Source organism: Lyngbya sp. CCY1209, from assembly GCF_055795065.1.
In genome coordinates this window covers 1-18413 of record NZ_JAYFER010000395.1, presented here as the reverse complement: position 1 = coordinate 18413, position 18413 = coordinate 1, and the positions used below count along the sequence as shown (strand labels likewise).

Sequence of the window (18413 nt, the reverse complement as noted above, 5' to 3'; positions counted from 1 at the left end):
ATCACGCCCCTTTGACGATGACCGCCCAGTGTCCGCCCGTCACAATTTGGCGGTCATTTTCCCGGAGAATCAATTGCCGGTACTGCCCCGTGCAGATGTATCGCCGGGGGTAGGGCGCGTCCGCTTCAAACGGCCACACCTTCCACTTCGGGCAGGCCCACAACATGGATTGAATCAGGGTGTAATGCTCGGTCAAATAATCGTAGCTTTCGACGGTCGCAGTCACGTTCCCCTTGTCGTCGAACGGGAAGCAGGGTAGCAGTTGCGACAGTTGTTTGAACGTCGCCCATTGGGTTTTGCCGGACGCGGAATAGCCCGATACATTCGCATCGGTAAAGGACAGCATCTCCAGCAGGTGGCCGTGGCTTTTGGGCTTCTCGAACAACCCCCGCAACTGCACCTGGGGGTCAATCGCGCCGCCGAGTTGATTGAAGGTTCGGTGCCAGTTTCCCTCGTCCATCGTCCGCATTTCCATCGAATTTTCCTCCCCCCGCACCGGGTCAACGCCACCTCCATTGTGCAATATTTTACCCGACCGGATGTCGGCGATCGCGGCGGGAAATCGGGCGGCAAAACCGGGGGAAAACGGCCGGCATTTTCCCCCACAAATTATCGCCACCGCCCATCCGCAAAACCTATCGCGCCGATCTATCATGGGTGGGAGAGAGGAGCGCAGACGGCGATGGACTTAGAAAAAGAATTCGAGGTCGAACGGTCATTCCGGGAATTTAAACGGTGGTCGCAGCAGCGGCAGCAGGAGATCGAGGCGATTATCCGCGAAGCCGGATTCGATCGCGCCCAATTTATCGAATATTACCGGTCCAAAAAACTCCCCGCCGACATCGAAGGGGGTGCGCTGGCGGATCGGGTCGCCTTCATCCGGGCGGTCGTGCAGATCGACAAGGTGCTGATCATCGACCCCGGCCCGGACTAGGACGAAGCCGGACGCGGCTCCATCCCATCAGTCGAGCAGGGTTTCGAGGACGGCGCGATCGAAGAAGTAGGCGCGGTGGGATTCCGCCGTCAACTGTTGCGCCAGGGATACCCGCAGCGAAATCGCCTCAGCCCGGAAGCGGTCGCTTCGGACTCCCCGGTGTAGGGGAACCCGGGTACACAGCCAATCCCGATCCGAATAAAAATCGACCCATTCCGCGATCGCGTCGCGGTGCAGGCATTTCTCGACTTCCGCCCTGATCCACGTCGAGATCGCCGCCATCATCTTCAGCGGCGTTCCCAGCGTCACGAACCGCACCGCCTCCCCGGGGCGGAACCGGTAGTCCGCCAGACAATCGACCGCCAGCACCGACCCCAAACTGTGAGCCATGACCGTCACCCGGCCGTAGTCCCCCGAGTCGAATACGTCGGCCAGAGCGCCGGTCAGCCGGTGCCGCAGCCGATCGCGCAGCGTCGCCACCCCCCCCACCGTGTCGTCCTCGGCGTAGCGAACTATAAAATCGAGCAGGTGGATCAGCACGTTGATGGAAATGGGCAGAAAACTGAGGAGGGCGCTCGTCACCAACCAAAGCTGCCACCCGCCCAGCGCCTGCCCCCACCGCCCCAACGCCTCAGCCCACTGACTCGGCAGTTGAAATCCGAGGGCATTCGGGTCGGTGCCGATCGCCGTCATCGCCATGATGACCGTGCCGTACTCCCAAGCCGCGATCAATCCCAGGATGGCGGTCACTTGCAGGAGGAATATCCCCGACATCCGGCCGATTTTGAACGACGCGGACAGCCAGTAGAGCAGCAGGTAAATCCCCCGAAATACGCGGTAGCGGATGGTTCCCTCGTTCAAATCTTCGACCAAATCCCGCCAATAAATTTCGTAGATATCCACCGTCTTCTTCGCCCCGCCCTGGGATTCAAATGTGAACCGACGGCCCGATAGCCCCGCGATCTTGACCGGCTCCGGCTCCATGTACGCCCGCCGGTCTTCGAGTCGATTGGCCAACCCCAATGCCAGGTAGCGGTCGATGTAATAGTCCTTCTCCTTCGCGTCAAATCCCGGCACGAATACGATCGCGTCCCTGGCCCCTCCATGACTTTCCCTTTCCATGTCATCATCTCTCCGATATCGGTTTACCTCGACGATACACCGCATTCACGAGGTTTCTTTTCGTGGTGGACGCACTGTCGCGATCGCACCCCACCTTTCCCCCGCCGACCGCACCGCGTCAGCATTAAAACGGATCGACGCTGGCGCGAAGAGGGGGTTTGCGGTTGTTTTTTGGAGACGCAGATGATTATTCTCGAACCGTTCGATATCAACCAGTACAACACCGAGAAAGTGAGCTGGCAGATCAGTAAGAACACTTATCACATTGGTCCGGGATACTGCCCCGAATTCCGCATTCTCGGTCGCAGTGTTTACTTAGTCGAGGGGCAAACGCTGAAAGAGTACCGCGAACAGCTCTGGAAGTCTATGCATAGTTACCACTTTCAGCGATTTTTGTGGGATAAAGACTGTCAGAATGTGATGTTTATTTGGCAAAAGATTTCCGGTCGTGGCTTGTCGGAAGTTGCTGAGTTGGCGTTGCGCGATTTCAATGGCGATACCATCAAGGTCATCTATACGGGCGATCGCGAATTTGCAGAAATGATGATTCGTGCCGCTCGTTGGACTGCCTCTCAGATGAACGTTCCCTCCTAGAATTGAAAAATCATCGCGCCCCCGGCTCGTCTGTCGGGGGTTCTTTTTTTACGCATTCACCATCACAAATGTGGAGTCTCAAATCATGACATTAATCGACGAATTGACCGACCACACCGATGCCAGTTTGTTGGAAGGAATCGACTGCGGCATCGCCCATTATGAATTGACGATTCTGCCCGACGGTACCCTCGCAGAAGTCCACCTGCACTTCGACACTACCGACGATCGCGATCGCTGGTGTGAAGTGAACGACTTCGAGCCGATCGGCATCCGCACCGACAACAAACCGAACGGGATTGAGGGGTTCGCCAGTTGTGAATTGCGCTGCATCCTGTCCTGCCGTTAATCGTTGATATCCCCGCCCCCTCGAAAGTGTCGGCGCTGGCGCGAAGAGGGGGATTTGGGATTGTCCGCCGTTTGGGTGGGCAGTCCCTTTCCATTGTTGTCATTCAGGTAAAGCTCATGTTGACCAAACAACAGAAGAACGACTACTTGCTCAAACGCAAGCCCATCGGTGAAGGCAAGCTCGATCTCGATTGCCTCTTCTGCGTGGAAGACTTCGACCCGACCGAACACGAAGGTCACTGCAAACTCGGGCTGAATCAGTGCCAAGACTGTCCCTATTTCCATATGGATGAAGAGATCGTCGAATGGACGCTGTTCGCCTGGGAGCAGTACCCCGACTATTACGCATAAACTTCGACCGATTGCCCCGTCCTTTGTGGCGGGGCTTTCCTTTTTTTTTACCCATAAATCGCACATCACACGAGGAGAAATACCGTGACCTTTCCCAAAGATAAAGCCGTCACCGCCCACTTCACCGGGCACCGACCCCAGCACATCGGGCGCCTCCACCTGGAAGTCCGGGAGTGCGTCGAATGGTTGGTGGAATACGCCACGGAGCGCGGCATCAAAGTGTTCGTCAGCGGCATGGCCTGCGGCGTCGATCTGACGGCGGCGAAGTACGTCATGGATCTAATCGACGGGGGAGCCGACCTGTACCTGGTGGGCGCGGTGCCGTTCCCCACTCACTGGCAGAAGTGGCCCCGCTCGACGCAGGACGAGTACGCGGCGTTGGTGAAGCGGATGAAGCGGAGCGATCGCTGCAAGGTGTGCCTGGTATCCGACGGCGGCTACTCCATCGAGAAGCTGACCCGCCGCAACGAGTGGATGGCCGATCGCGCGTCGATGTGCCTGGGCGTGTACCTGGGCACTCACGGGCGGCAGGGCGGCACCTACCGGCAGTTGCAGTACAGCAGCTCTCGGGGACTCCACACGATCTATTGCGACCCGGCAAACCTGCGGATGTACCAAGTTCTGCCCCATCAAGAGGTCGGTTAGTCCGCGACAGAAAACAGTTGGGATGGTTCGCCTGCGGGCGGGCCGTCCCTTTTTTTTTAACCGTCATTCCGACCCATTTCTCATCCGCAAATCATCCGTCAATGGTGGAGAAAAGAACGACGGAACGCATTTTAAATTTACTCGAACCGTTGCTCGAAGATTTCGACCGCGACGCCTTCGTCGCCGGAGTCGGGGACTGCCGCGCCACCGAAAATCATGCGGGGGATATCGTCCTCATCCACCTGCGGTTCGAGTCCGCCGCCGCCGCTCAGTCCTGGGCGATAGGTGCGCTTCGCGGATCGCCTGGGAGTTCGCCGCCGCCCACCGGGGCGATCGCGAGGCGCTGGGCTTCATCGAGGGGGAACCGATTGCCGTCGTCCTCACCTGGTAATGTCCCCCATCCGTCACTCACTGACGCTGGCGCGAAGAAGAGGTTTCGGGATTGTCCGTCCGACCGGATGGGCAGTCCCATTTCACATTCTGATTGGAGACAACAATCATGTTCGTTATCGAATCGATCGCCGAGTCCATTCTCTTCCGTACCCGGATCGCCGTCGGAGCGATCGCGCAATTCGCCTTCGGATTGATGCGCTTCGAGCAATTGGAGCAATTCGTCGTAGGTTGCGATCGCGATTCCTTCATCGGCCGCATCGCCAACGTACAACTGACGCAACGCGACGAATACATCGCACGACACGTCCCCGAAGCGTTCTTGGATTCGCTGTATTCCGACCCCGAATAATTCGGTCAATTGCCCTACATAGAGGCTTGTCCCAGGCATGACGTTAAACTGCCTATTCTTTTGCTCACTCACTTTGGAGAAACATGAACGAAACCGTGATTCAAGATAAATTCCTTTGGCGATATATTGTTCGCCCTCTCACTCAAGAGTCGGCAACTCCCGTCGAACTCGACGCGACGCACCTTGAAGCTCTTGAGCAAGTGAAAACGCTCATCGAAAATGGTGAGTTCGACCAAGAAGCCTCGCAAGACGGCCGCGTTTTCTACGGCTCCTTTAACGGTGACAGCCTTTTGCCCTCTTTAAATTGCCTCATCTCGGCGATCGAACGGTTCGGTTACTGCTGCGTCATCGATTGATTTCCCAGCCCCGCCCCCCGGCGGGGTTTCTTTTTTTTAAATTCATCTCTCCTCCATCCGTCAGCGGCCGACGCTGGCGCGAAGGAGGGAGTTTGGGATGGTTTGCCCTCCGGTGAGCCGTCCCCTTTCCCATCAATTGAATTGGAGAATACCCCATGAAAGATTACTCGCAAATGCCCGTTGAATACCTGGAAGCGACCTGGCAGACCGACCCGGAAGCGAAAGCCGAGTTGGAACGCCGCCTCCAGCAGATGTTGGGATTGAATTTCCTGCCCACCATCGTCGAGAACCCGCTCACTCCGGAAGAACTGGAGATGCTGCACCGCCTCGACGATGACGACCTCGAAGACCTGGAGTTCTAACATCATCAGCCCCGGCCCGTCCGCCGGGGTTTTCTCCTCTCAATCGATCGCCGTCGATCGCCATTCACTGTCCTCTATCCGAACGGAGTTATCCGCCATGAACTACTCAGAAATCCTCGGCGCGTCCAAGTACCACAACGCCATCGCGATCGCATCGACACCCCGCAAATCGACCCATTCCTATACCGGCTATTGCGTCGATGTGTTCTTCGCCGAGCCGTCCGACCTGGTGCGGTTCCAGAAGTTGGTCGGCTACAAACTCGGCATCTTCCTCGCCGTTTCCTACGAGCAGGATTACGCCCGAGTGCGCGTCCCCGTGGAAGCGTGACCGACCGAAAGCGATAGGTGCGATCCGCGATCGCACCGACGCAGTTCCCCCCGCCCTCGAAGACAACTGACCGACGCTGGCGCGAAGAGGGGATTGGGGGATTTCTCACCTAGACCGTAGCGTTTTCACAGTCAACTAAACTGGAAATAACTCATGGAATATTACCGCCAATATCAGTTAAATAGTTGGATCAGGTTCTATCAATACACGGACTTCTTGCTCGTCAAGATCGATGATTGTGTAAACCCCGACAACTGGTCAGCGGAAGATTGGGAAGACTTCGCCGATTATGTCAAGTTTGTCAAAGATAAGACACTCGTGTTTGACATCAGGCAGGATGCGAGAGCGATCGAGATGGCAGCCCTCGCTTGCAAAGCCGGATTGAAACTTGTGCTGGTTGGCAACCAAGAGCAAAAGTTGACCGGGGTTCTCACAGGTCACAAAGTCCGCAAACCAGGCAAGCAGTTCGAGCGATTGGTGCAAGCCGGTGAGAAATTTGCCATCACAGTTAGTGAGACGCAACCATCCTACATCAACGAACGATATAAGTACGGCAAGAATTTCGGCTTTGCTTTTGAATCGTTCATGGTCGAAGATTGACAAACTTGACCCCTAAGCCCTGCCTCTCGGCGGGGCTTTCCCTTTTTTTAATGACCCACCTTCACCCTTCAATTGACGATACCCATCATGCTCGAAATTATCTACCGCATCGACTCCAAGAACCCCCACGCGACGCTCGGCAAGGATCGCGATCGCTACAGCATCAACCTGTGGACGCTGAAGGACAAATACCGCTGATCCGGTCGGGGCAACTCCCCGGCTGCAAACCGTACCGCCCCTCGGACGCATAGAAAAGATGGGGTGTCAGCCGACATCCCATCACATATATCAGGGACTTTCATTCTCTCACGGCAATGGAAATTATCGACCAAAATCTACTCGACATCACCGCAGGAATCATCGGACACCAGACCAACTGCCTCGGCTTCATGGGCGCCGGAATCGCCCTGCAAATCAAACGGAAGTATCCGAGGGTTTACCGGCAGTACAGCAAATACTGCGATCGCCACAGACCGTACCCCGGCTTACTGTTGGGAACCGTGCAGCCCGTGTGGGCGGACGAAAGCCGGAAACTGCTGGTGCTCAACTTATTCGGCCAGTTCAATATCTCCCACAGCCGCACCAACGTCAACACCGACTACGAAGCGCTGCGGGCGATCGCGCTCAAACTGAAACTGAGGCAGGAACGGGGGGAACTCGGACCCATCCACCTGCCCTACGGCATGGGCTGCGGCTTGGGCGGCGGCGACTGGGAAGTTGTCGGTCGCATCTTCCGAGACGTGGACGGTCGCTGGTGCAAATTGCCCGATCGCAACTGAATTGAACCGCCACCGCTGGCGCGGGGGATGGTGTCGGGGAGGCTTCGCCCTCCCCATTTTTATCGGCGGCTAACGCCCTACGAATTGAGGAGTATTACGGAGTTGAAAATGCACAGACCCATCAACATTTATTCCGGCACCCGAGGGCTCGGCGGCGCCCTCACCAACCCCACCCGACTGGCTTTGAAGAAGGGCAGCATCAAACACAAGTACCCCGTCGAACTGCGGGGGAACTGGTACGCGGACGCGGAGGAAGCCTACCAGGATTTGAAAAGCCTCGACTTCGATAAAGACCAACAACTGATGGTGGAGATTCTCACCGCCAAACTGCACCAGCACCCGAGGCTCAAAGATGCGATCGCCGACCGGGGTGGGTTGGCGTGGCTGCGGCGGTGTACCCACATCGTCCGCCACCGCAACGGAGAACCCGGACGCTGGGAAGGGGAGGGGCTGCGATCGCCGTTCGTGAATTGCCTGTATCGCGCCTACGCGAAGTTCGCCCCCCTGCACGAGAAGATTACCGTCGTCAACGGCAAGGTGGACGGCTGGACGGGCGAGGGGAAAATCTACATCGGCCGTGAGAACCGACGCCTGGGGCTGGCTGCGTCCCCCCTGCAGAATCCGTACCGCATCGGCGAGGACGGCTCCCGGGATGAGGTGGTCGCCAAATACCACCGCCACCTGAAAGGGCGCATCCTGGCGGGCGATCGGCAGATCCTCTATATGCTCCGCACGATCCTGGAGGTGGCGAAGGAGAACGTGCCGGTCGAACTGTGCTGCTACTGCAAACCCGCACGATGCCACGGCGACGTGGTGAAGGCGGCGCTGCTGTGGCTGGCAAACGGCGGACTCGAACGGGAACTCGCCTGCAACCGAGAAACAGACGGCTGACGCCGTTCCAATTGAGGAGAAATCCCAACCATTCCATCCAATCAAACGCCCCCGCAGACGGCCATCTGTGGGGGTTGTTTCGTCGCACATTTCGTTTTCGGAGAAGTAGGAACAATGTACCCCATCGACATCAAACTGGCAAGCCAACTGCCGCGATTCAAAGGACAGAAACTCACCCAGCCGGTGTACCGGTTCGACTGTTCCCGCCCGAATCCGCTGGGCAATCCGTTCTACGGGAAAACCCGGATGAAAGCGTACCGCGAATGGCTGCTCATCCTGGCGGCGGAGGAATTCCCCCGAGACGCGGATGATATCGAAGCGACCGAGTGGGCGATTCACACCCTCGGAAATATTGCGGCACGCCAGCAGTGCAAGCGGGTTTCGATGTGGATTCACGGCAGTTGCAAACTGTTCGTCCCCGACCCGAACGACACCTACCGCGAGTTGCAGCGGGTGAACGCCGCGTCACACAAAGGCATCATCTATTTCCCGTGGGAAAGTCGGGACGTTCAACAGTACGAAAACGGCGAGAAGGCGGTCGGGCTGTGCCGCATCGACGCGCCCCACATCCGGCGCGAGGAGGAACCCATCATCCTCGAAGTCGCCTCGACCCTCGACCTGGACTTCGGCGTTCTCGCCGGGTAATCACCGGGTAAATAAACCGCCATTCAACCCACATTAATTGCCCATATTGTCGGGGAGTCTCATGGCTCCCCCTCGCTTCATTATGGATAAAATTCGAGTATTCGAGTCCGCCATTTCCGAGTGGACGAACGAAGAATTTCCCCGCAACATTCTCAGCACGATATTCCCCGGCATCCACAAAGACCTCCGGGGCATCAAACTCATCCCCAACGAGTCGGTGAAACTGCGGATGAAAGGGTGGGCACTGGCATTCAGCAGCGGCACCACCGCCTACTTCATGAAGGTGAATGACGTCAGGTTGCCACAAGTCCAAGCATTGTTTGCCGACAAACCCGACTGCGCCCGGTACGGCTCCCTGTTGACTTCCCAGACCTTCGCCGCCCACCTGTACGAGTCCGTGCGAATCAAGGTGGTGGACTTCACAGCGTCCGAATATCGGGGCTGGGGAACCGACGACTGCCGGGGGTTCATCCACCCGCGATTGTTGGGAGCCATCGACGGCCGGGGCGATCGCGCCTTCCAGTTCCGCATGGTGTGGCTCCAGGATTGGCTGCCGGATGACACCAACCTGCTGACATTCAACGGACCGGGAAAGAGTTTCCTGGCCAAAGGAACTCTCGCGCCGATAGACGGCTTGACCTGGGACATCGTGTTGGACAGGAGCAGCATCAAGGGCAATGACATCGAATGCGGCGAATACCACCTGCCCCGGGTGGCAATCGGCAACAAGATGAACAGCCGCATCAGTGATTGTTCCAACTCCTGGCAGTTCAACATTTGGTTCAGCAAAGAGGCGATCGCGGCGGACTTACTCCCCGGCGTTTTGCTCGAATGCGATCGCCTCAAGGCACTGCAATCCGATCAGCGGAACCTGATCGCCCAGATGTGCGATCGCGGCATCAAACGGGCGGAAATCGCCGGGACGCCACCGGATCGGATGGCACAACTGCTGGCGGGGGACAAATACGGACGGCTCTCGACCCACCGCAAATGCCTGGAGTGGGCGCTCAAGCAACTGCGGCGGGAGTGGAAGCGGCTGGCCTACGGGGGGGCGCACCGCCACCAATCGGCGATGGCACAACCCGACCGCACCCTGGCGCCGGACGAGGTGAGCATCAACGGCGTCGCCGAGGGTCAGGTGTTGGTGGTGACGCGGTACCCCATCGTCAACTCGGACGGCATCCGCAAGTATCGGAACGTACACCGACCCGACACCCTCAACGGCTGCTGCGCCATCCACCCGGACATCGCCATGACCAACCACCAATGCGATTTCGACGGGGACGCGCTGGTATTCTCCCGCGCCGAGGATATCCCCCACATCGCGGCGGAAGTGCGCTGGGCCGGCGAGGAGCCGAAGCATCCGCCCGTGGTGAAGCGGGAAAAGGTTCCCTACACCGGCAGCATCGAAGCGATCGTCAACGCCCAGGCGTCGGACTCCATCGGGTTGGTGGCGACGTGGATCGGGGTGGTGGAAGCCAGCAAGCGACCCGACCGGCACCGGCTGCTCGACCGATTGTTCGACGCCCTCCAGATTGAAGTGGATTCGCCCAAGTCCGCCACCCGCTTCGCGGACATCTACCCGACCCTGGAGAAAGAGTGCGCCGTCTGGCAGAAAGCCCACCCCGTCGCCCTGTTCGACCAGAAGCGCAACGACCAACTCTTCCTCACCGAACCCGGGCGCTTTCCCCTAGAACAAGCGGGCTACCACGTCCTCGCCGACGCGGTATCGAAGGCCTGGAGCGAGTGCCAGCCCTACGTTTCGCCCAACAAGCACTGGCGGTACCTGTTTCCGTCGGAGCGATCGCCGCGGTGGGACGGGTGGGCGCTGGCGGTGCTCGACGAGTACCACGCGAAGATCCGCGCCATCAAAGAGAAGTACGGCGAGAGTCCGAGGCGGCTGTCGGAAGCCATCGGCATCCTGGTGGAAACCCTGCGGTGCAAGTGTCCCGAAGGGGAGGGCGACCGCTTCGAGGCCTGCACCGCCCTGTGGCAGCTCCAGCACAACCCGAAGCGGTACGAAGCGGACAGGGACAATCGCGGCGTGTGGGGCGATCGCGTGGAGAAAGCCAGCCTGGTGTTCAACCTGTTCCCGGACATCATCGGCGATCGCATCCGGCGTCCGGTGGAGACGGTCTGGTTCGCCGGGAAGAACCGCAGCGTGTACGCAGGGCATCCGCTGACCGGGCAGGTGGCGACGCTGACGGTGCGGGGACAGAAGCTGTTCGTGGGCGAGACGCCCATCGGTGAGTTCCCCGACCAGTGCAAGGGCGACAAACTCGGCTCGGGCGATTACCGCTGCCGACTCTACGACTACGGCAACACCGGCTCGTCCGTCGAGGTGAAACTCATCGGGCGGTTGGACTGACGTTCTAGGGGAACCGACGTTCTAGGGGAACGCTTCCGCCTGCGGGTGGGAGCCTCCCCTGCTTCCGGATGCCGTGAGGGGCTACGCCGTGCGGGTCGAGAAGAATTCGGAGCCATCAAAGATGAGCGCAGAAACGGAACGAACCCAATCCCAACTGACTTTCGCCGAGCGGATGGAGTTGGAGGAACGGCAGCGGACCGAGCGGCTGACGGCGGCGGTATCGCCGGTGCTGACCCACCTGGCGGAACTGTACGGCTGCACCTGGACATCCGAACTGTCGGAGCGATCGCACTGGTTGGTGGCGAAAGCCCACATCGATGGCACGGACTGCGAACTGCGGTTCGAGGTGGACGGGCGGAAGCGGCGGGTCGTCTGCCAGTGGTACGGCAGTTTCATCACCCTGCCCGTCGTCCGTTACGACAACATCCAGTCGGGCGGGCGAACCGTCGAGGTGGTGAGCCAATTCACCGACCATTACTCCCCGGCGACCGAAACCGTCCGCTTCTGGAGCTACCGCCGCCGCGACGACGAGGGGCCGCAGAAGACCGCCACCTACGCCATCGGTCGCGACCCGCTGTCCGTCGCCAAGCAAATCCAGCGGATGGTGGACGGGTGCATCGAAGACAAGCGGGCGATGACGGTGAAAATCCAGGCGGCGCGGCAGCAGAAAATTGCCAGCAACGAGGCGACCGTCGAGCGGGCGGGTTACGCGGACGGGCTGTACCTGGTGGAAACGTCGGACACCCAATACTGCGGCGTCCCCAAACTGGAGCTGGCGTGGCGATTCCCCCGCGACTGTCCCTGGCGGTGCGACCTCGACTTCAACTACTACGGCACCGAGGCGACCCTGAAGCTGACCGTCCCCACCCGCGCCTTCCGGGATATCGTGTCGGCGATCGCGACCCTGTTCGAGACGGACCGGGGGAACCGCTGACGCCGTTCGGGTCGAGGGGAAAATCCCCAACATAGGTACAGTGAATGACGCGACTCGCTTCCTCCGGGGGGCGGTCGCTTTTTTTCTGGCTACGCCGTGCGAACTTCGGAGATTGATGCAGGAGAAAATTGCGATGTTATTGAACGACTTGTTGGCCCGACAGCAGAGCCAGTTCGACGCCATTCAAGGGCAAATCGAACAGTTGCAAGAACAACAGCGGCAGATCCAAGCTTTCATGCAGCGGATCGGGAGCTGCGAGTCGAAGATGGAGAGCGCCGCGGCGTTGATGCAGCAGGCGATCGCCACCGTCCGCGAAGTGTGTCCCGAGGAACTCGACGCCTACCGGGCGGTCGTCCTCAGCCTGTTCGAGGGGCACACCATCGCCCACCTGCCCGAGGCGGACGCGGACGAAACAGCGGCGGACGACCCGGACGAACCCGACCTCCCCGGTGGTGAAACAGACGGTGCGGCTGACGGTGAAACAGACGAGGGCGTTGACGTGAATGCGGACGAGGTGGAGGTGCAAGCCGTAGAAGCCGACGACCCCGCAGACCCCGACGACGACCCCGACTCCGACGACCCCGATGCACCGCCCAAACCCACCCGCCGGTTCCAGAGCGTCGGCAGTGCCGCGATTGAGTTGGATGACCTGACCCTCGACCAACTGCGGCATATCGCCAAGGGCATGACCCCGCGACCCAAGGGTTGGTACAAGATGAAGAAAGCCGAACTGCGGCGGATTATCGAAGCGCACCGAAACCGCTGACCGAGACGGCATCGCCGGTGAGCATCCTCCACTTTCCCACCTCCCCCATCGCGGGGATTTTTTTGGGAGAACACAACAGAAAAGCAAAGGATGCTACGCCGTACAAATGGAGGGGGAAATCGACTCCCCCGCAACGAAAAAATGAATCGAAATCAGAGGTGAAAGTCATGGCGACAAAAGCGCAAGCGAACGGCGAATCGGTCGAACTGAACGTCTTCGGGCGCAAGAATGAAAACGAAATTCTCATCCCCGAGATGCCGCTGGCTGCCCGCAATAATTGCCAGTCGGGCAAGTGGATGATTGGCGATGAGGAATACGGCTCCAAGGTGTCGATGACCATCCTCAAGTTCTCGAAATTCTTCGGAGATTTGGGGCAGACCCAAAACGCCCTGTGGGGGCAAATCTGGTTCGTCGCCGAGTCTGGCGAACTGCCCCAGGGGGTCGTGATGGTGACGTACATCAAGAGCCGTTCCCTGAGTGATTTCAACCGGCTGGTGGCGTCCGTCCAGGCGCGGGGCGTCGAGCCCGCCACGGGCATTTTCGTCCCCGAATTCGTCCGCCACACGGGCCAGAAACCGGACGAAACCGGCGTGCTCAAACCCACGTCGTATTACTCCCTCAAGTGGTCGTGGGTGGAGCGCACAGACTGGGCGCCGCTGGAACAGGCGGCGGCGGTCTTGGCGGACTCATCCAACCTCACCCGCATGATCGACCTGGACGGCACCCAGCGGATGCTGTGTCTCGATAATCTGTCGCCCCACGAGGTGGCGACGCTGATGGCGGCGAAGACATCCGAAGTGACATCCAACGCCCTGCCCGAGGGGATGAAGTCCGCAGAAGCCGGGGACGTGGTGCCGATGCCGTAGGTCTGACTCGGCGATCGCTTCGGGGGGCGGTCTGCGGCTACGCCGTGCGGGGGTAGGAGTCCATCAATTGGAGTGAAACAAAACACATGACTTCTACCCTCGCAAACATCCGAGAACTGGCCAAGAAGATGCGGCTGTGTACGACCCGCGACGGCTACCAGACCCTCCTGAGCGCCCACCCCGAAAGCCGGGTGAAGGAAGCGTGGGAGCTGCTGACCGAAGACGTGAAGGCGCGGCTGAAGGCCCTCGAACAAGCGCCCGAACTCCTCGACGCGGTGGCCTGGAGCAAGAAACTCCTCAGCAGCACCGAACCCGCCGACGTAATGGATGAAATCGCGTCCGCCCACGGCGATGACGGCTGGGCGGCGGTGTGGAAGGCGGTGCCGAAGGAGTGGCGCCCCAACCTGAAGGAGGCGATCGCCGCACCCGATGCCGTCCCCAACCTCTACGCCTGGAAGGACAAGTTCATGCTGTGCAACAACCGCCAGCAGTTGACCGAGTGCAAAGAATCGTTCATCCGGCGGTTCGGCGACCCACGGGCGAAGCAGTTCTGGAACCGGGACTTGACCGAAGACGAGCGCAACTACCTGCGGCAAATCGCGGCGGTGGACGCGCCCGCCCAACCCGAGCAAGCCGCACCGTCGGAGCAACCCGAGCAACCCGCACAGTCGGAGCAACCCGAGCAATGGGACTGGCCGGAGGGAACCGCCATCCTCTACCGCAAGTATCCCGGCGCCGAACCCCGGTACGGTGTGACCGCATCGACGGCGACCCCGGCGGGGAAGGTGCGGGTCATCTGGGACGACGGCGGCAAGAAGGTGTCGGTGCTGACGTCGAAGCTGGAGGTGGCACCCGATGCCCCGGTGACGCCCGCCCCGATGACGGCCGACGATGACGACCTCACCCCCGAGGGAATTGCAAACCTGAGCCTCGATACCTCGAAGTTGGTGGGCATGGCATCCGGCCGCAATGGCAATGGCAGCAGCAATGGCTCCCGCCCGCCCGAGGATGACCCCGACGCACCCGAGGATGATGAAACCGTGCGGCTGAAAATGCACGAAATCATCGACGAACTCATCGCCCTCGACCCGGAGGATGAAGCCTACGAGAGCCACATCGTCCGCCTGTTCCAGCAGCGACTCGATGCCATCTGCTACGTCCGCGATCGCCTGAAGGCGGAGGAGAAGGGCCAGAAAGCGAAATTCGACGCATTGGTGAAGGAATTCGAGACGCCGCTCGTCCGCGTCCGTTCCGCCATCAACCGCATCGACCGCTACGCCCTGTGGCTTTTTGAGCAGGGCAAGCTCGGCATCCGCAACGAGGGGCGCGATCGCGTCCTGTCATTCCACAAGACCGAGGCGGTGGAGGTACTCGCCGAGCCCGAGGACGTGCGGCGGGTCGCGCCGGATGCCGTCGAGGAGGTGGTGACGCTGAAGGTGAAGAAGTCGGCGCTCAAGCAACTCATCAAGGACGGCCACGACATCGACGGCGTGGCGGAACTGAAAGAAAACCTGCACCCGCGCACGGGTTGGAAGGTGAAGCGGTAATCGGCAATGGCGGGTTCCCCCACGGGAGTCCGCCGCTACGCCGTGCGGGTCGAGGAGTATTCATGGAGGTAAAACATGAACTTTATCCGAGTTGAAAGCCAATGTCATCCCGGCTCCTACCGCTGGCTGAACGTAAATTACATTGCGTCCGTGGATCGGCTGATTGGGGAGAAGGGAAGTGCGACCTTTGTTCTCATGGCAAATGGAACGAAGTATAACCTGACCCAGGAAGTCGGCGACGAATTTATCGAGCGGTTCGAGGGGTTGATTAACCGACAGATTTTGGAGGGGTAATCGCATCCCTCGATTCCCATTGGGGGGACGGTTCTCCCCCCGAAAACGGTACAATCATTCTGGAGAAAAACCATGACGCGACAGACGATGACCGACGCACAACGGAGCGCCATCAAAGCCGCCATCTGGCAGTCGATTCTCAATCAACAAACCGACGCGGTGATGCGAAACCTGCGCGACCGATTCCCGGAACTGACGGCGGAGGCGGAGGGAGAAATAAACCGGACGATGGGGCACCTGAAGAATGGTTGAAATCAACGTCATCACCCTGAAGCAACCGTGGGCGTCCGCCATCTTCTGCGGCAAGTCCGTCGAAAACCGGCGCTGGCAAACGTCCTACCGGGGCGAACTGTTCGTCCACGCCGGACGGTCTATCGACCGCGACGGGTTCGCGTTCATCCGCCGCGTCGGCGCCGAACGTCGGATGCCGATGCAACTGCCACTCGGGCAGATACTCGGGTCGGTGCGGGTGGTCGATTGCCGCTTCGAGGGCTTTATGGACGACCCCTGGGCGATGGCGGGACACTACCACTGGAAGCTGGAAAGTCCCCGCCTCTTACGCCAGCCCATCTTCTGCCGGGGACACCTGAAAATCTGGACGCTCGACGTGCCCGAAACCGAGTTGATGTTCGACCCGACCTGACCCTCCGGGGGCTACGCGGTGCGGATTGAGGGGAGTCGGGCGACCGGCTCCCCCATCGATCGCAGCTTACGGGAGTTGATGAATGAGGGTACGTTCGAGCGTATCGCCCAAGCGGGCGGGGCGAAAATCCGTCCGGCAACTGATGGACGGCGGCATCCGGCTGACACCCGTGCCGACGGGCTCCTTCGACTACAAGATCGGCTACTTCCGGGACGGCATCCCCCGCGTCGCCGTCCCCCGCCGCTTCCCCACCCGCCGGGGCTGTCGGAAAGAAATCGATCGCATCTATCGGGCTTACCGCCGCGATCGCGTCCTCCGGCTGCTGGCAACGGCGCTGCTGTCCGTCGCGGGGCGGAACCGTTAGAGCCCGTCGGTGGCGGGATTTTCCATCGGGGCATACCGACTCCGGCAGTCGTAGCAGTAGCGGTTCTGCGAGTCGGAATTGGCGTCGGTGAGCCGCACGCCACAGCCCCGGCACCGGTCGATTTTCTGCGGAGAAACCCACCGCTTCTTCTGACTTTTTTCCACGCGATCGCCTCCCATTCTTTCGTCTCTTTCGTCCGCCTTCCATTGTACTCGGTGGCGCATCATCTCATCCGAAATCGAAGCGATGCGGAACCCGTGACCGGGTGCGGATATCGGAGTTGGGAGTTCACCCTTTGACAGAAAAACAAACGTTCGATTTCGAGCGGGACACCGCCGCCGATGTGGCGTCGATCGGGCAACTCATCGCCAACTGCGACGAAATGCTCGAACGGTGCGATAAAAATTTGAAAAGACTGCAACAATTGGAGGTCAAAACCATGCACCCTGGATTGGAGACAATGGAGGTCGAACTGTTCGTGACCGTCCGCCTGAAGGTGAAAGATACCGTGGAGGGGCGGCACGATATCGAGCGGTACAATTCGGATTTCTATTACTACTACGAAAATTTGAGCGAACGGCTCGAAAAACAACTGACCGGCAATTCGGATTTGAATGTCGAATTCGTGTCGATCGCCGAGGTGAAATAGAGTTCCCGTTTCCGCAGCCCGTCACGCGGGGGGTATCGACCCCCCCGCCCGGTAATCGAGCCGCTCGTCGAGCATCCACCAGTTGGGTCAGTTCGTCCGTCATCGTTTCCAAACGGTCGTAATCAGCGGTTTGTAGTGAGAACAGAATCGGTCGTGTTCCAGGGCGATGCGCTCGGCTTCTGCCAAGGACATGGGCTGCGCCCTCTGGTGCGCCGTCTCGAACATAGAGTACCAGTGCTTTTCCTCCTCCGTCGGTGGCAGGTGCGGACTCCAGCACTCCGTCCGCCGGTCGTAAATCAGTACCGTCCACTTCATCGGTTCCCCCCTCCGTCCGTCGCCCTCAGCAATCCAGTTTAACCCATTTGTTCTAGGGGTGCGGCTCGGGGTCGCGGTGGGTTATAACGGTCGGATTGTACAATCCGGGGGGGAAGAAACGCAAATGAAAGTGGTCGCACTGCATTCGACGGTATTGAAGCTGTCGCCGCTCCAATCGGGCGAATTATCCGAGGGGGAGAAGTGGAATTTTTCGCAGGGGGATTGCAAAGATATTTACGCCTGTGAAGTCGCCCACTCCCACTGGCGCCTGCACCTGGTCGAGCCGGTGGCTGATTACCGACAACTCTACGTCTATCCGCCCCACTGCGAATTGGTAGAAGGCGAGGGGGAGCTGTCGCTGCCGCCGTCCGTCACCCTCGACGTCCCCTACAAATCCCAGCTCGACAATCGGTTCAACCCCACCGGTGCCTGCAACGTCACGTCCCTGGCCATGTGTCTGGAGTACCTGGGCGCCGAGCGCCGCACCCGCGCCGGTCAATTCGAGGATGAACTGTACGAATACGCGATCGCCAACGGGTACAGCCGCCATTCGCCCTACGACCTAGCCCAGATTGCCCGGGATTACGGGGTGCGCGATCGCTTCTTCGAGGCGGGGAATATCGATCGCATCAGGGCGTGGGTCGCCGCCGGAAATCCGAATATCATCCACGGGTACTTTACCGACTTCGGGCATATCATCGTCGTGGTGGGGTACGACGAATACGGGTTGATCGTCCACGACCCCTATGGGGAGTGGTTTGCCAGCGGCTATCGCACCGACCTGTCCGGCGCGTTCCTCCATTACTCCTATTCTCTGATCCGCCGCCTGTGTATGCCGGACGGCAACCTGTGGACCCACTACCTGAGCCGCTGAACCCCGCCAACCTCGATAATATAGCACTGTGCGCTGGCATAGTTACACAGGGGAGAAATCAGGAAACCCCAGAATTTCTCTCTCCTCTCTCCTCTC

At 59.7% G+C, this 18413-nt stretch carries 29 protein-coding genes; 24 read left to right on the top strand and 5 right to left on the bottom strand.

Annotated features, from left to right (window positions below; translation table 11 throughout):
• Nucleotide 1: 1 nt before the first annotated feature.
• Nucleotides 2-655, bottom strand: coding sequence for a hypothetical protein (locus AC0QHF_RS11580; RefSeq protein WP_324704367.1), 654 nt, complete (start codon nt 653-655; stop codon nt 2-4).
• A gap of 27 nt (nt 656-682) precedes the next feature.
• On the opposite strand from AC0QHF_RS11580, the gene AC0QHF_RS11575 reads away from it, so the two are divergent.
• Entirely contained in the window at nt 683-934 is a 252-nt protein-coding gene (locus AC0QHF_RS11575; protein ID WP_324704366.1) for a hypothetical protein, read from the top strand.
• A 27-nt stretch (nt 935-961) separates the two neighbouring features.
• On the opposite strand, the gene AC0QHF_RS11570 is transcribed toward AC0QHF_RS11575, so the two are convergent.
• The gene (locus tag AC0QHF_RS11570) at nt 962-2056 is read right to left on the bottom strand and encodes a hypothetical protein (protein ID WP_324704365.1); all 1095 of its coding nucleotides are present in this window, start codon (nt 2054-2056) and stop codon (nt 962-964) included.
• 183 nt (nt 2057-2239) lie between these two features.
• On the opposite strand from AC0QHF_RS11570, the gene AC0QHF_RS11565 reads away from it, so the two are divergent.
• The 4 genes from AC0QHF_RS11565 to AC0QHF_RS11550 all read left to right on the top strand — a co-directional run bounded on the left by AC0QHF_RS11565 (nt 2240) and on the right by AC0QHF_RS11550 (nt 3994).
• The gene (locus AC0QHF_RS11565) at nt 2240-2650 is read left to right on the top strand and encodes a hypothetical protein (protein WP_324704364.1); all 411 of its coding nucleotides are present in this window, start codon (nt 2240-2242) and stop codon (nt 2648-2650) included.
• An 85-nt stretch (nt 2651-2735) separates the two neighbouring features.
• Nucleotides 2736-2999 (top strand): hypothetical protein, encoded by a 264-nt coding sequence (locus AC0QHF_RS11560; protein ID WP_324704363.1) that lies wholly within the window; start codon nt 2736-2738, stop codon nt 2997-2999.
• A gap of 116 nt (nt 3000-3115) precedes the next feature.
• Complete coding sequence (locus AC0QHF_RS11555) at nt 3116-3349, top strand: hypothetical protein (RefSeq protein ID WP_324704362.1); 234 nt, start codon at nt 3116-3118, stop codon at nt 3347-3349.
• Nucleotides 3350-3433: 84 nt separating this feature from the next.
• Complete coding sequence (locus AC0QHF_RS11550; RefSeq protein WP_324704361.1) at nt 3434-3994, top strand: SLOG family protein; 561 nt, start codon at nt 3434-3436, stop codon at nt 3992-3994.
• Between the two features lie 234 nt (nt 3995-4228).
• Here the strand turns inward: AC0QHF_RS11550 and AC0QHF_RS11545 are convergent, their stop codons facing one another.
• Nucleotides 4229-4378 (bottom strand): hypothetical protein, encoded by a 150-nt coding sequence (locus AC0QHF_RS11545; RefSeq protein ID WP_324704360.1) that lies wholly within the window; start codon nt 4376-4378, stop codon nt 4229-4231.
• Between the two features lie 115 nt (nt 4379-4493).
• On the opposite strand from AC0QHF_RS11545, the gene AC0QHF_RS11540 reads away from it, so the two are divergent.
• The 17 genes from AC0QHF_RS11540 (at nt 4494) to AC0QHF_RS11460 (ending at nt 16479) form a co-directional block, all read left to right on the top strand.
• A complete protein-coding gene (locus AC0QHF_RS11540) occupies nt 4494-4736 on the top strand; it encodes a hypothetical protein (RefSeq protein WP_324704359.1) in 243 nt (80 codons plus the stop codon).
• Nucleotides 4737-4819: 83 nt separating this feature from the next.
• Nucleotides 4820-5092, top strand: a complete 273-nt coding sequence (locus AC0QHF_RS11535; protein ID WP_324704358.1) for a hypothetical protein — start codon at nt 4820-4822, stop codon at nt 5090-5092.
• A 155-nt stretch (nt 5093-5247) separates the two neighbouring features.
• Nucleotides 5248-5454: a hypothetical protein gene (locus AC0QHF_RS11530; RefSeq protein ID WP_324704357.1), complete on the top strand. Its 207-nt coding sequence runs from the start codon at nt 5248-5250 to the stop codon at nt 5452-5454.
• Entirely contained in the window at nt 5426-5782 is a 357-nt protein-coding gene (locus AC0QHF_RS11525) for a hypothetical protein (RefSeq protein ID WP_324704356.1), read from the top strand. Before AC0QHF_RS11530 ends, AC0QHF_RS11525 begins: the two co-directional genes overlap by 29 nt.
• Before the next feature lie 153 nt (nt 5783-5935).
• Nucleotides 5936-6382: a hypothetical protein gene (locus AC0QHF_RS11520; protein WP_324704355.1), complete on the top strand. Its 447-nt coding sequence runs from the start codon at nt 5936-5938 to the stop codon at nt 6380-6382.
• Nucleotides 6383-6696: 314 nt separating this feature from the next.
• The gene (locus AC0QHF_RS11515; RefSeq protein ID WP_324704354.1) at nt 6697-7161 is read left to right on the top strand and encodes a macro domain-containing protein; all 465 of its coding nucleotides are present in this window, start codon (nt 6697-6699) and stop codon (nt 7159-7161) included.
• Nucleotides 7162-7269: 108 nt separating this feature from the next.
• Nucleotides 7270-8052, top strand: a complete 783-nt coding sequence (locus AC0QHF_RS11510) for a DUF4326 domain-containing protein (protein WP_324704353.1) — start codon at nt 7270-7272, stop codon at nt 8050-8052.
• 114 nt (nt 8053-8166) lie between these two features.
• Nucleotides 8167-8697 (top strand): hypothetical protein, encoded by a 531-nt coding sequence (locus AC0QHF_RS11505; RefSeq protein ID WP_324704352.1) that lies wholly within the window; start codon nt 8167-8169, stop codon nt 8695-8697.
• Nucleotides 8698-8779: 82 nt separating this feature from the next.
• Nucleotides 8780-11065 (top strand): hypothetical protein, encoded by a 2286-nt coding sequence (locus AC0QHF_RS11500; RefSeq protein ID WP_324704351.1) that lies wholly within the window; start codon nt 8780-8782, stop codon nt 11063-11065.
• A gap of 121 nt (nt 11066-11186) precedes the next feature.
• Nucleotides 11187-11999: a hypothetical protein gene (locus AC0QHF_RS11495; protein WP_324704350.1), complete on the top strand. Its 813-nt coding sequence runs from the start codon at nt 11187-11189 to the stop codon at nt 11997-11999.
• A gap of 115 nt (nt 12000-12114) precedes the next feature.
• Nucleotides 12115-12765 (top strand): hypothetical protein, encoded by a 651-nt coding sequence (locus tag AC0QHF_RS11490; protein ID WP_324704349.1) that lies wholly within the window; start codon nt 12115-12117, stop codon nt 12763-12765.
• Between the two features lie 167 nt (nt 12766-12932).
• Nucleotides 12933-13631: a hypothetical protein gene (locus AC0QHF_RS11485; RefSeq protein ID WP_324704348.1), complete on the top strand. Its 699-nt coding sequence runs from the start codon at nt 12933-12935 to the stop codon at nt 13629-13631.
• 86 nt (nt 13632-13717) lie between these two features.
• Nucleotides 13718-15178: a siphovirus Gp157 family protein gene (locus AC0QHF_RS11480; RefSeq protein WP_324704347.1), complete on the top strand. Its 1461-nt coding sequence runs from the start codon at nt 13718-13720 to the stop codon at nt 15176-15178.
• Between the two features lie 75 nt (nt 15179-15253).
• Nucleotides 15254-15472 (top strand): hypothetical protein, encoded by a 219-nt coding sequence (locus AC0QHF_RS11475; RefSeq protein ID WP_324704346.1) that lies wholly within the window; start codon nt 15254-15256, stop codon nt 15470-15472.
• A gap of 72 nt (nt 15473-15544) precedes the next feature.
• Nucleotides 15545-15724, top strand: coding sequence for a hypothetical protein (locus AC0QHF_RS11470; RefSeq protein WP_324704345.1), 180 nt, complete (start codon nt 15545-15547; stop codon nt 15722-15724).
• Nucleotides 15717-16115 (top strand): ASCH domain-containing protein, encoded by a 399-nt coding sequence (locus AC0QHF_RS11465; protein WP_324704344.1) that lies wholly within the window; start codon nt 15717-15719, stop codon nt 16113-16115. The genes AC0QHF_RS11470 and AC0QHF_RS11465 overlap by 8 nt, the downstream gene beginning before the upstream one ends.
• Before the next feature lie 82 nt (nt 16116-16197).
• On the top strand, nt 16198-16479 hold the full coding sequence (locus tag AC0QHF_RS11460; RefSeq protein WP_324704343.1) for a hypothetical protein: 282 nt from the start codon (nt 16198-16200) through the stop codon (nt 16477-16479).
• Here AC0QHF_RS11460 and AC0QHF_RS11455 read toward each other — a convergent pair.
• The gene (locus AC0QHF_RS11455; protein WP_324704342.1) at nt 16476-16706 is read right to left on the bottom strand and encodes a hypothetical protein; all 231 of its coding nucleotides are present in this window, start codon (nt 16704-16706) and stop codon (nt 16476-16478) included. The two genes, AC0QHF_RS11460 and AC0QHF_RS11455, sit on opposite strands and share 4 nt — an antisense overlap.
• A gap of 68 nt (nt 16707-16774) precedes the next feature.
• Between AC0QHF_RS11455 and AC0QHF_RS11450 the strand changes: the two genes are divergently transcribed.
• A complete protein-coding gene (locus tag AC0QHF_RS11450; protein ID WP_324704341.1) occupies nt 16775-17128 on the top strand; it encodes a hypothetical protein in 354 nt (117 codons plus the stop codon).
• Between the two features lie 99 nt (nt 17129-17227).
• On the opposite strand, the gene AC0QHF_RS11445 is transcribed toward AC0QHF_RS11450, so the two are convergent.
• A complete protein-coding gene (locus AC0QHF_RS11445) occupies nt 17228-17443 on the bottom strand; it encodes a hypothetical protein (protein WP_324704340.1) in 216 nt (71 codons plus the stop codon).
• A 124-nt stretch (nt 17444-17567) separates the two neighbouring features.
• Between AC0QHF_RS11445 and AC0QHF_RS11440 the strand changes: the two genes are divergently transcribed.
• The gene (locus AC0QHF_RS11440; RefSeq protein ID WP_324704339.1) at nt 17568-18317 is read left to right on the top strand and encodes a C39 family peptidase; all 750 of its coding nucleotides are present in this window, start codon (nt 17568-17570) and stop codon (nt 18315-18317) included.
• The last annotated feature ends 96 nt before the right edge of the window (nt 18318-18413 follow it).

Excerpts from the sequence above, each read along its gene's own strand:
- AC0QHF_RS11455 (WP_324704342.1), bottom strand. The coding sequence starts at position 16,706 with ATGATGCGCCACCGAGTACAATGGAAGGCGGACGAAAGAGACGAAAGA.
- AC0QHF_RS11570 (WP_324704365.1), bottom strand. The coding sequence starts at position 2,056 with ATGGAAAGGGAAAGTCATGGAGGGGCCAGGGACGCGATCGTATTCGTG.
- AC0QHF_RS11510 (WP_324704353.1), top strand. The coding sequence starts at position 7,270 with ATGCACAGACCCATCAACATTTATTCCGGCACCCGAGGGCTCGGCGGC.
- AC0QHF_RS11580 (WP_324704367.1), bottom strand. The coding sequence starts at position 655 with ATGATAGATCGGCGCGATAGGTTTTGCGGATGGGCGGTGGCGATAATT.
- AC0QHF_RS11575 (WP_324704366.1), top strand. The coding sequence starts at position 683 with ATGGACTTAGAAAAAGAATTCGAGGTCGAACGGTCATTCCGGGAATTT.
- AC0QHF_RS11525 (WP_324704356.1), top strand. The coding sequence starts at position 5,426 with ATGACGACCTCGAAGACCTGGAGTTCTAACATCATCAGCCCCGGCCCG.
- AC0QHF_RS11495 (WP_324704350.1), top strand. The coding sequence starts at position 11,187 with ATGAGCGCAGAAACGGAACGAACCCAATCCCAACTGACTTTCGCCGAG.
- AC0QHF_RS11560 (WP_324704363.1), top strand. The coding sequence starts at position 2,736 with ATGACATTAATCGACGAATTGACCGACCACACCGATGCCAGTTTGTTG.
- AC0QHF_RS11470 (WP_324704345.1), top strand. The coding sequence starts at position 15,545 with ATGACGCGACAGACGATGACCGACGCACAACGGAGCGCCATCAAAGCC.
- AC0QHF_RS11515 (WP_324704354.1), top strand. The coding sequence starts at position 6,697 with ATGGAAATTATCGACCAAAATCTACTCGACATCACCGCAGGAATCATC.
- AC0QHF_RS11505 (WP_324704352.1), top strand. The coding sequence starts at position 8,167 with ATGTACCCCATCGACATCAAACTGGCAAGCCAACTGCCGCGATTCAAA.
- AC0QHF_RS11530 (WP_324704357.1), top strand. The coding sequence starts at position 5,248 with ATGAAAGATTACTCGCAAATGCCCGTTGAATACCTGGAAGCGACCTGG.
- AC0QHF_RS11555 (WP_324704362.1), top strand. The coding sequence starts at position 3,116 with ATGTTGACCAAACAACAGAAGAACGACTACTTGCTCAAACGCAAGCCC.
- AC0QHF_RS11535 (WP_324704358.1), top strand. The coding sequence starts at position 4,820 with ATGAACGAAACCGTGATTCAAGATAAATTCCTTTGGCGATATATTGTT.
- AC0QHF_RS11460 (WP_324704343.1), top strand. The coding sequence starts at position 16,198 with ATGAGGGTACGTTCGAGCGTATCGCCCAAGCGGGCGGGGCGAAAATCC.
- AC0QHF_RS11440 (WP_324704339.1), top strand. The coding sequence starts at position 17,568 with ATGAAAGTGGTCGCACTGCATTCGACGGTATTGAAGCTGTCGCCGCTC.
- AC0QHF_RS11500 (WP_324704351.1), top strand. The coding sequence starts at position 8,780 with ATGGATAAAATTCGAGTATTCGAGTCCGCCATTTCCGAGTGGACGAAC.
- AC0QHF_RS11520 (WP_324704355.1), top strand. The coding sequence starts at position 5,936 with ATGGAATATTACCGCCAATATCAGTTAAATAGTTGGATCAGGTTCTAT.
- AC0QHF_RS11485 (WP_324704348.1), top strand. The coding sequence starts at position 12,933 with ATGGCGACAAAAGCGCAAGCGAACGGCGAATCGGTCGAACTGAACGTC.
- AC0QHF_RS11565 (WP_324704364.1), top strand. The coding sequence starts at position 2,240 with ATGATTATTCTCGAACCGTTCGATATCAACCAGTACAACACCGAGAAA.
- AC0QHF_RS11490 (WP_324704349.1), top strand. The coding sequence starts at position 12,115 with ATGCAGGAGAAAATTGCGATGTTATTGAACGACTTGTTGGCCCGACAG.
- AC0QHF_RS11465 (WP_324704344.1), top strand. The coding sequence starts at position 15,717 with ATGGTTGAAATCAACGTCATCACCCTGAAGCAACCGTGGGCGTCCGCC.
- AC0QHF_RS11445 (WP_324704340.1), bottom strand. The coding sequence starts at position 17,443 with ATGAAGTGGACGGTACTGATTTACGACCGGCGGACGGAGTGCTGGAGT.
- AC0QHF_RS11475 (WP_324704346.1), top strand. The coding sequence starts at position 15,254 with ATGAACTTTATCCGAGTTGAAAGCCAATGTCATCCCGGCTCCTACCGC.
- AC0QHF_RS11480 (WP_324704347.1), top strand. The coding sequence starts at position 13,718 with ATGACTTCTACCCTCGCAAACATCCGAGAACTGGCCAAGAAGATGCGG.
- AC0QHF_RS11540 (WP_324704359.1), top strand. The coding sequence starts at position 4,494 with ATGTTCGTTATCGAATCGATCGCCGAGTCCATTCTCTTCCGTACCCGG.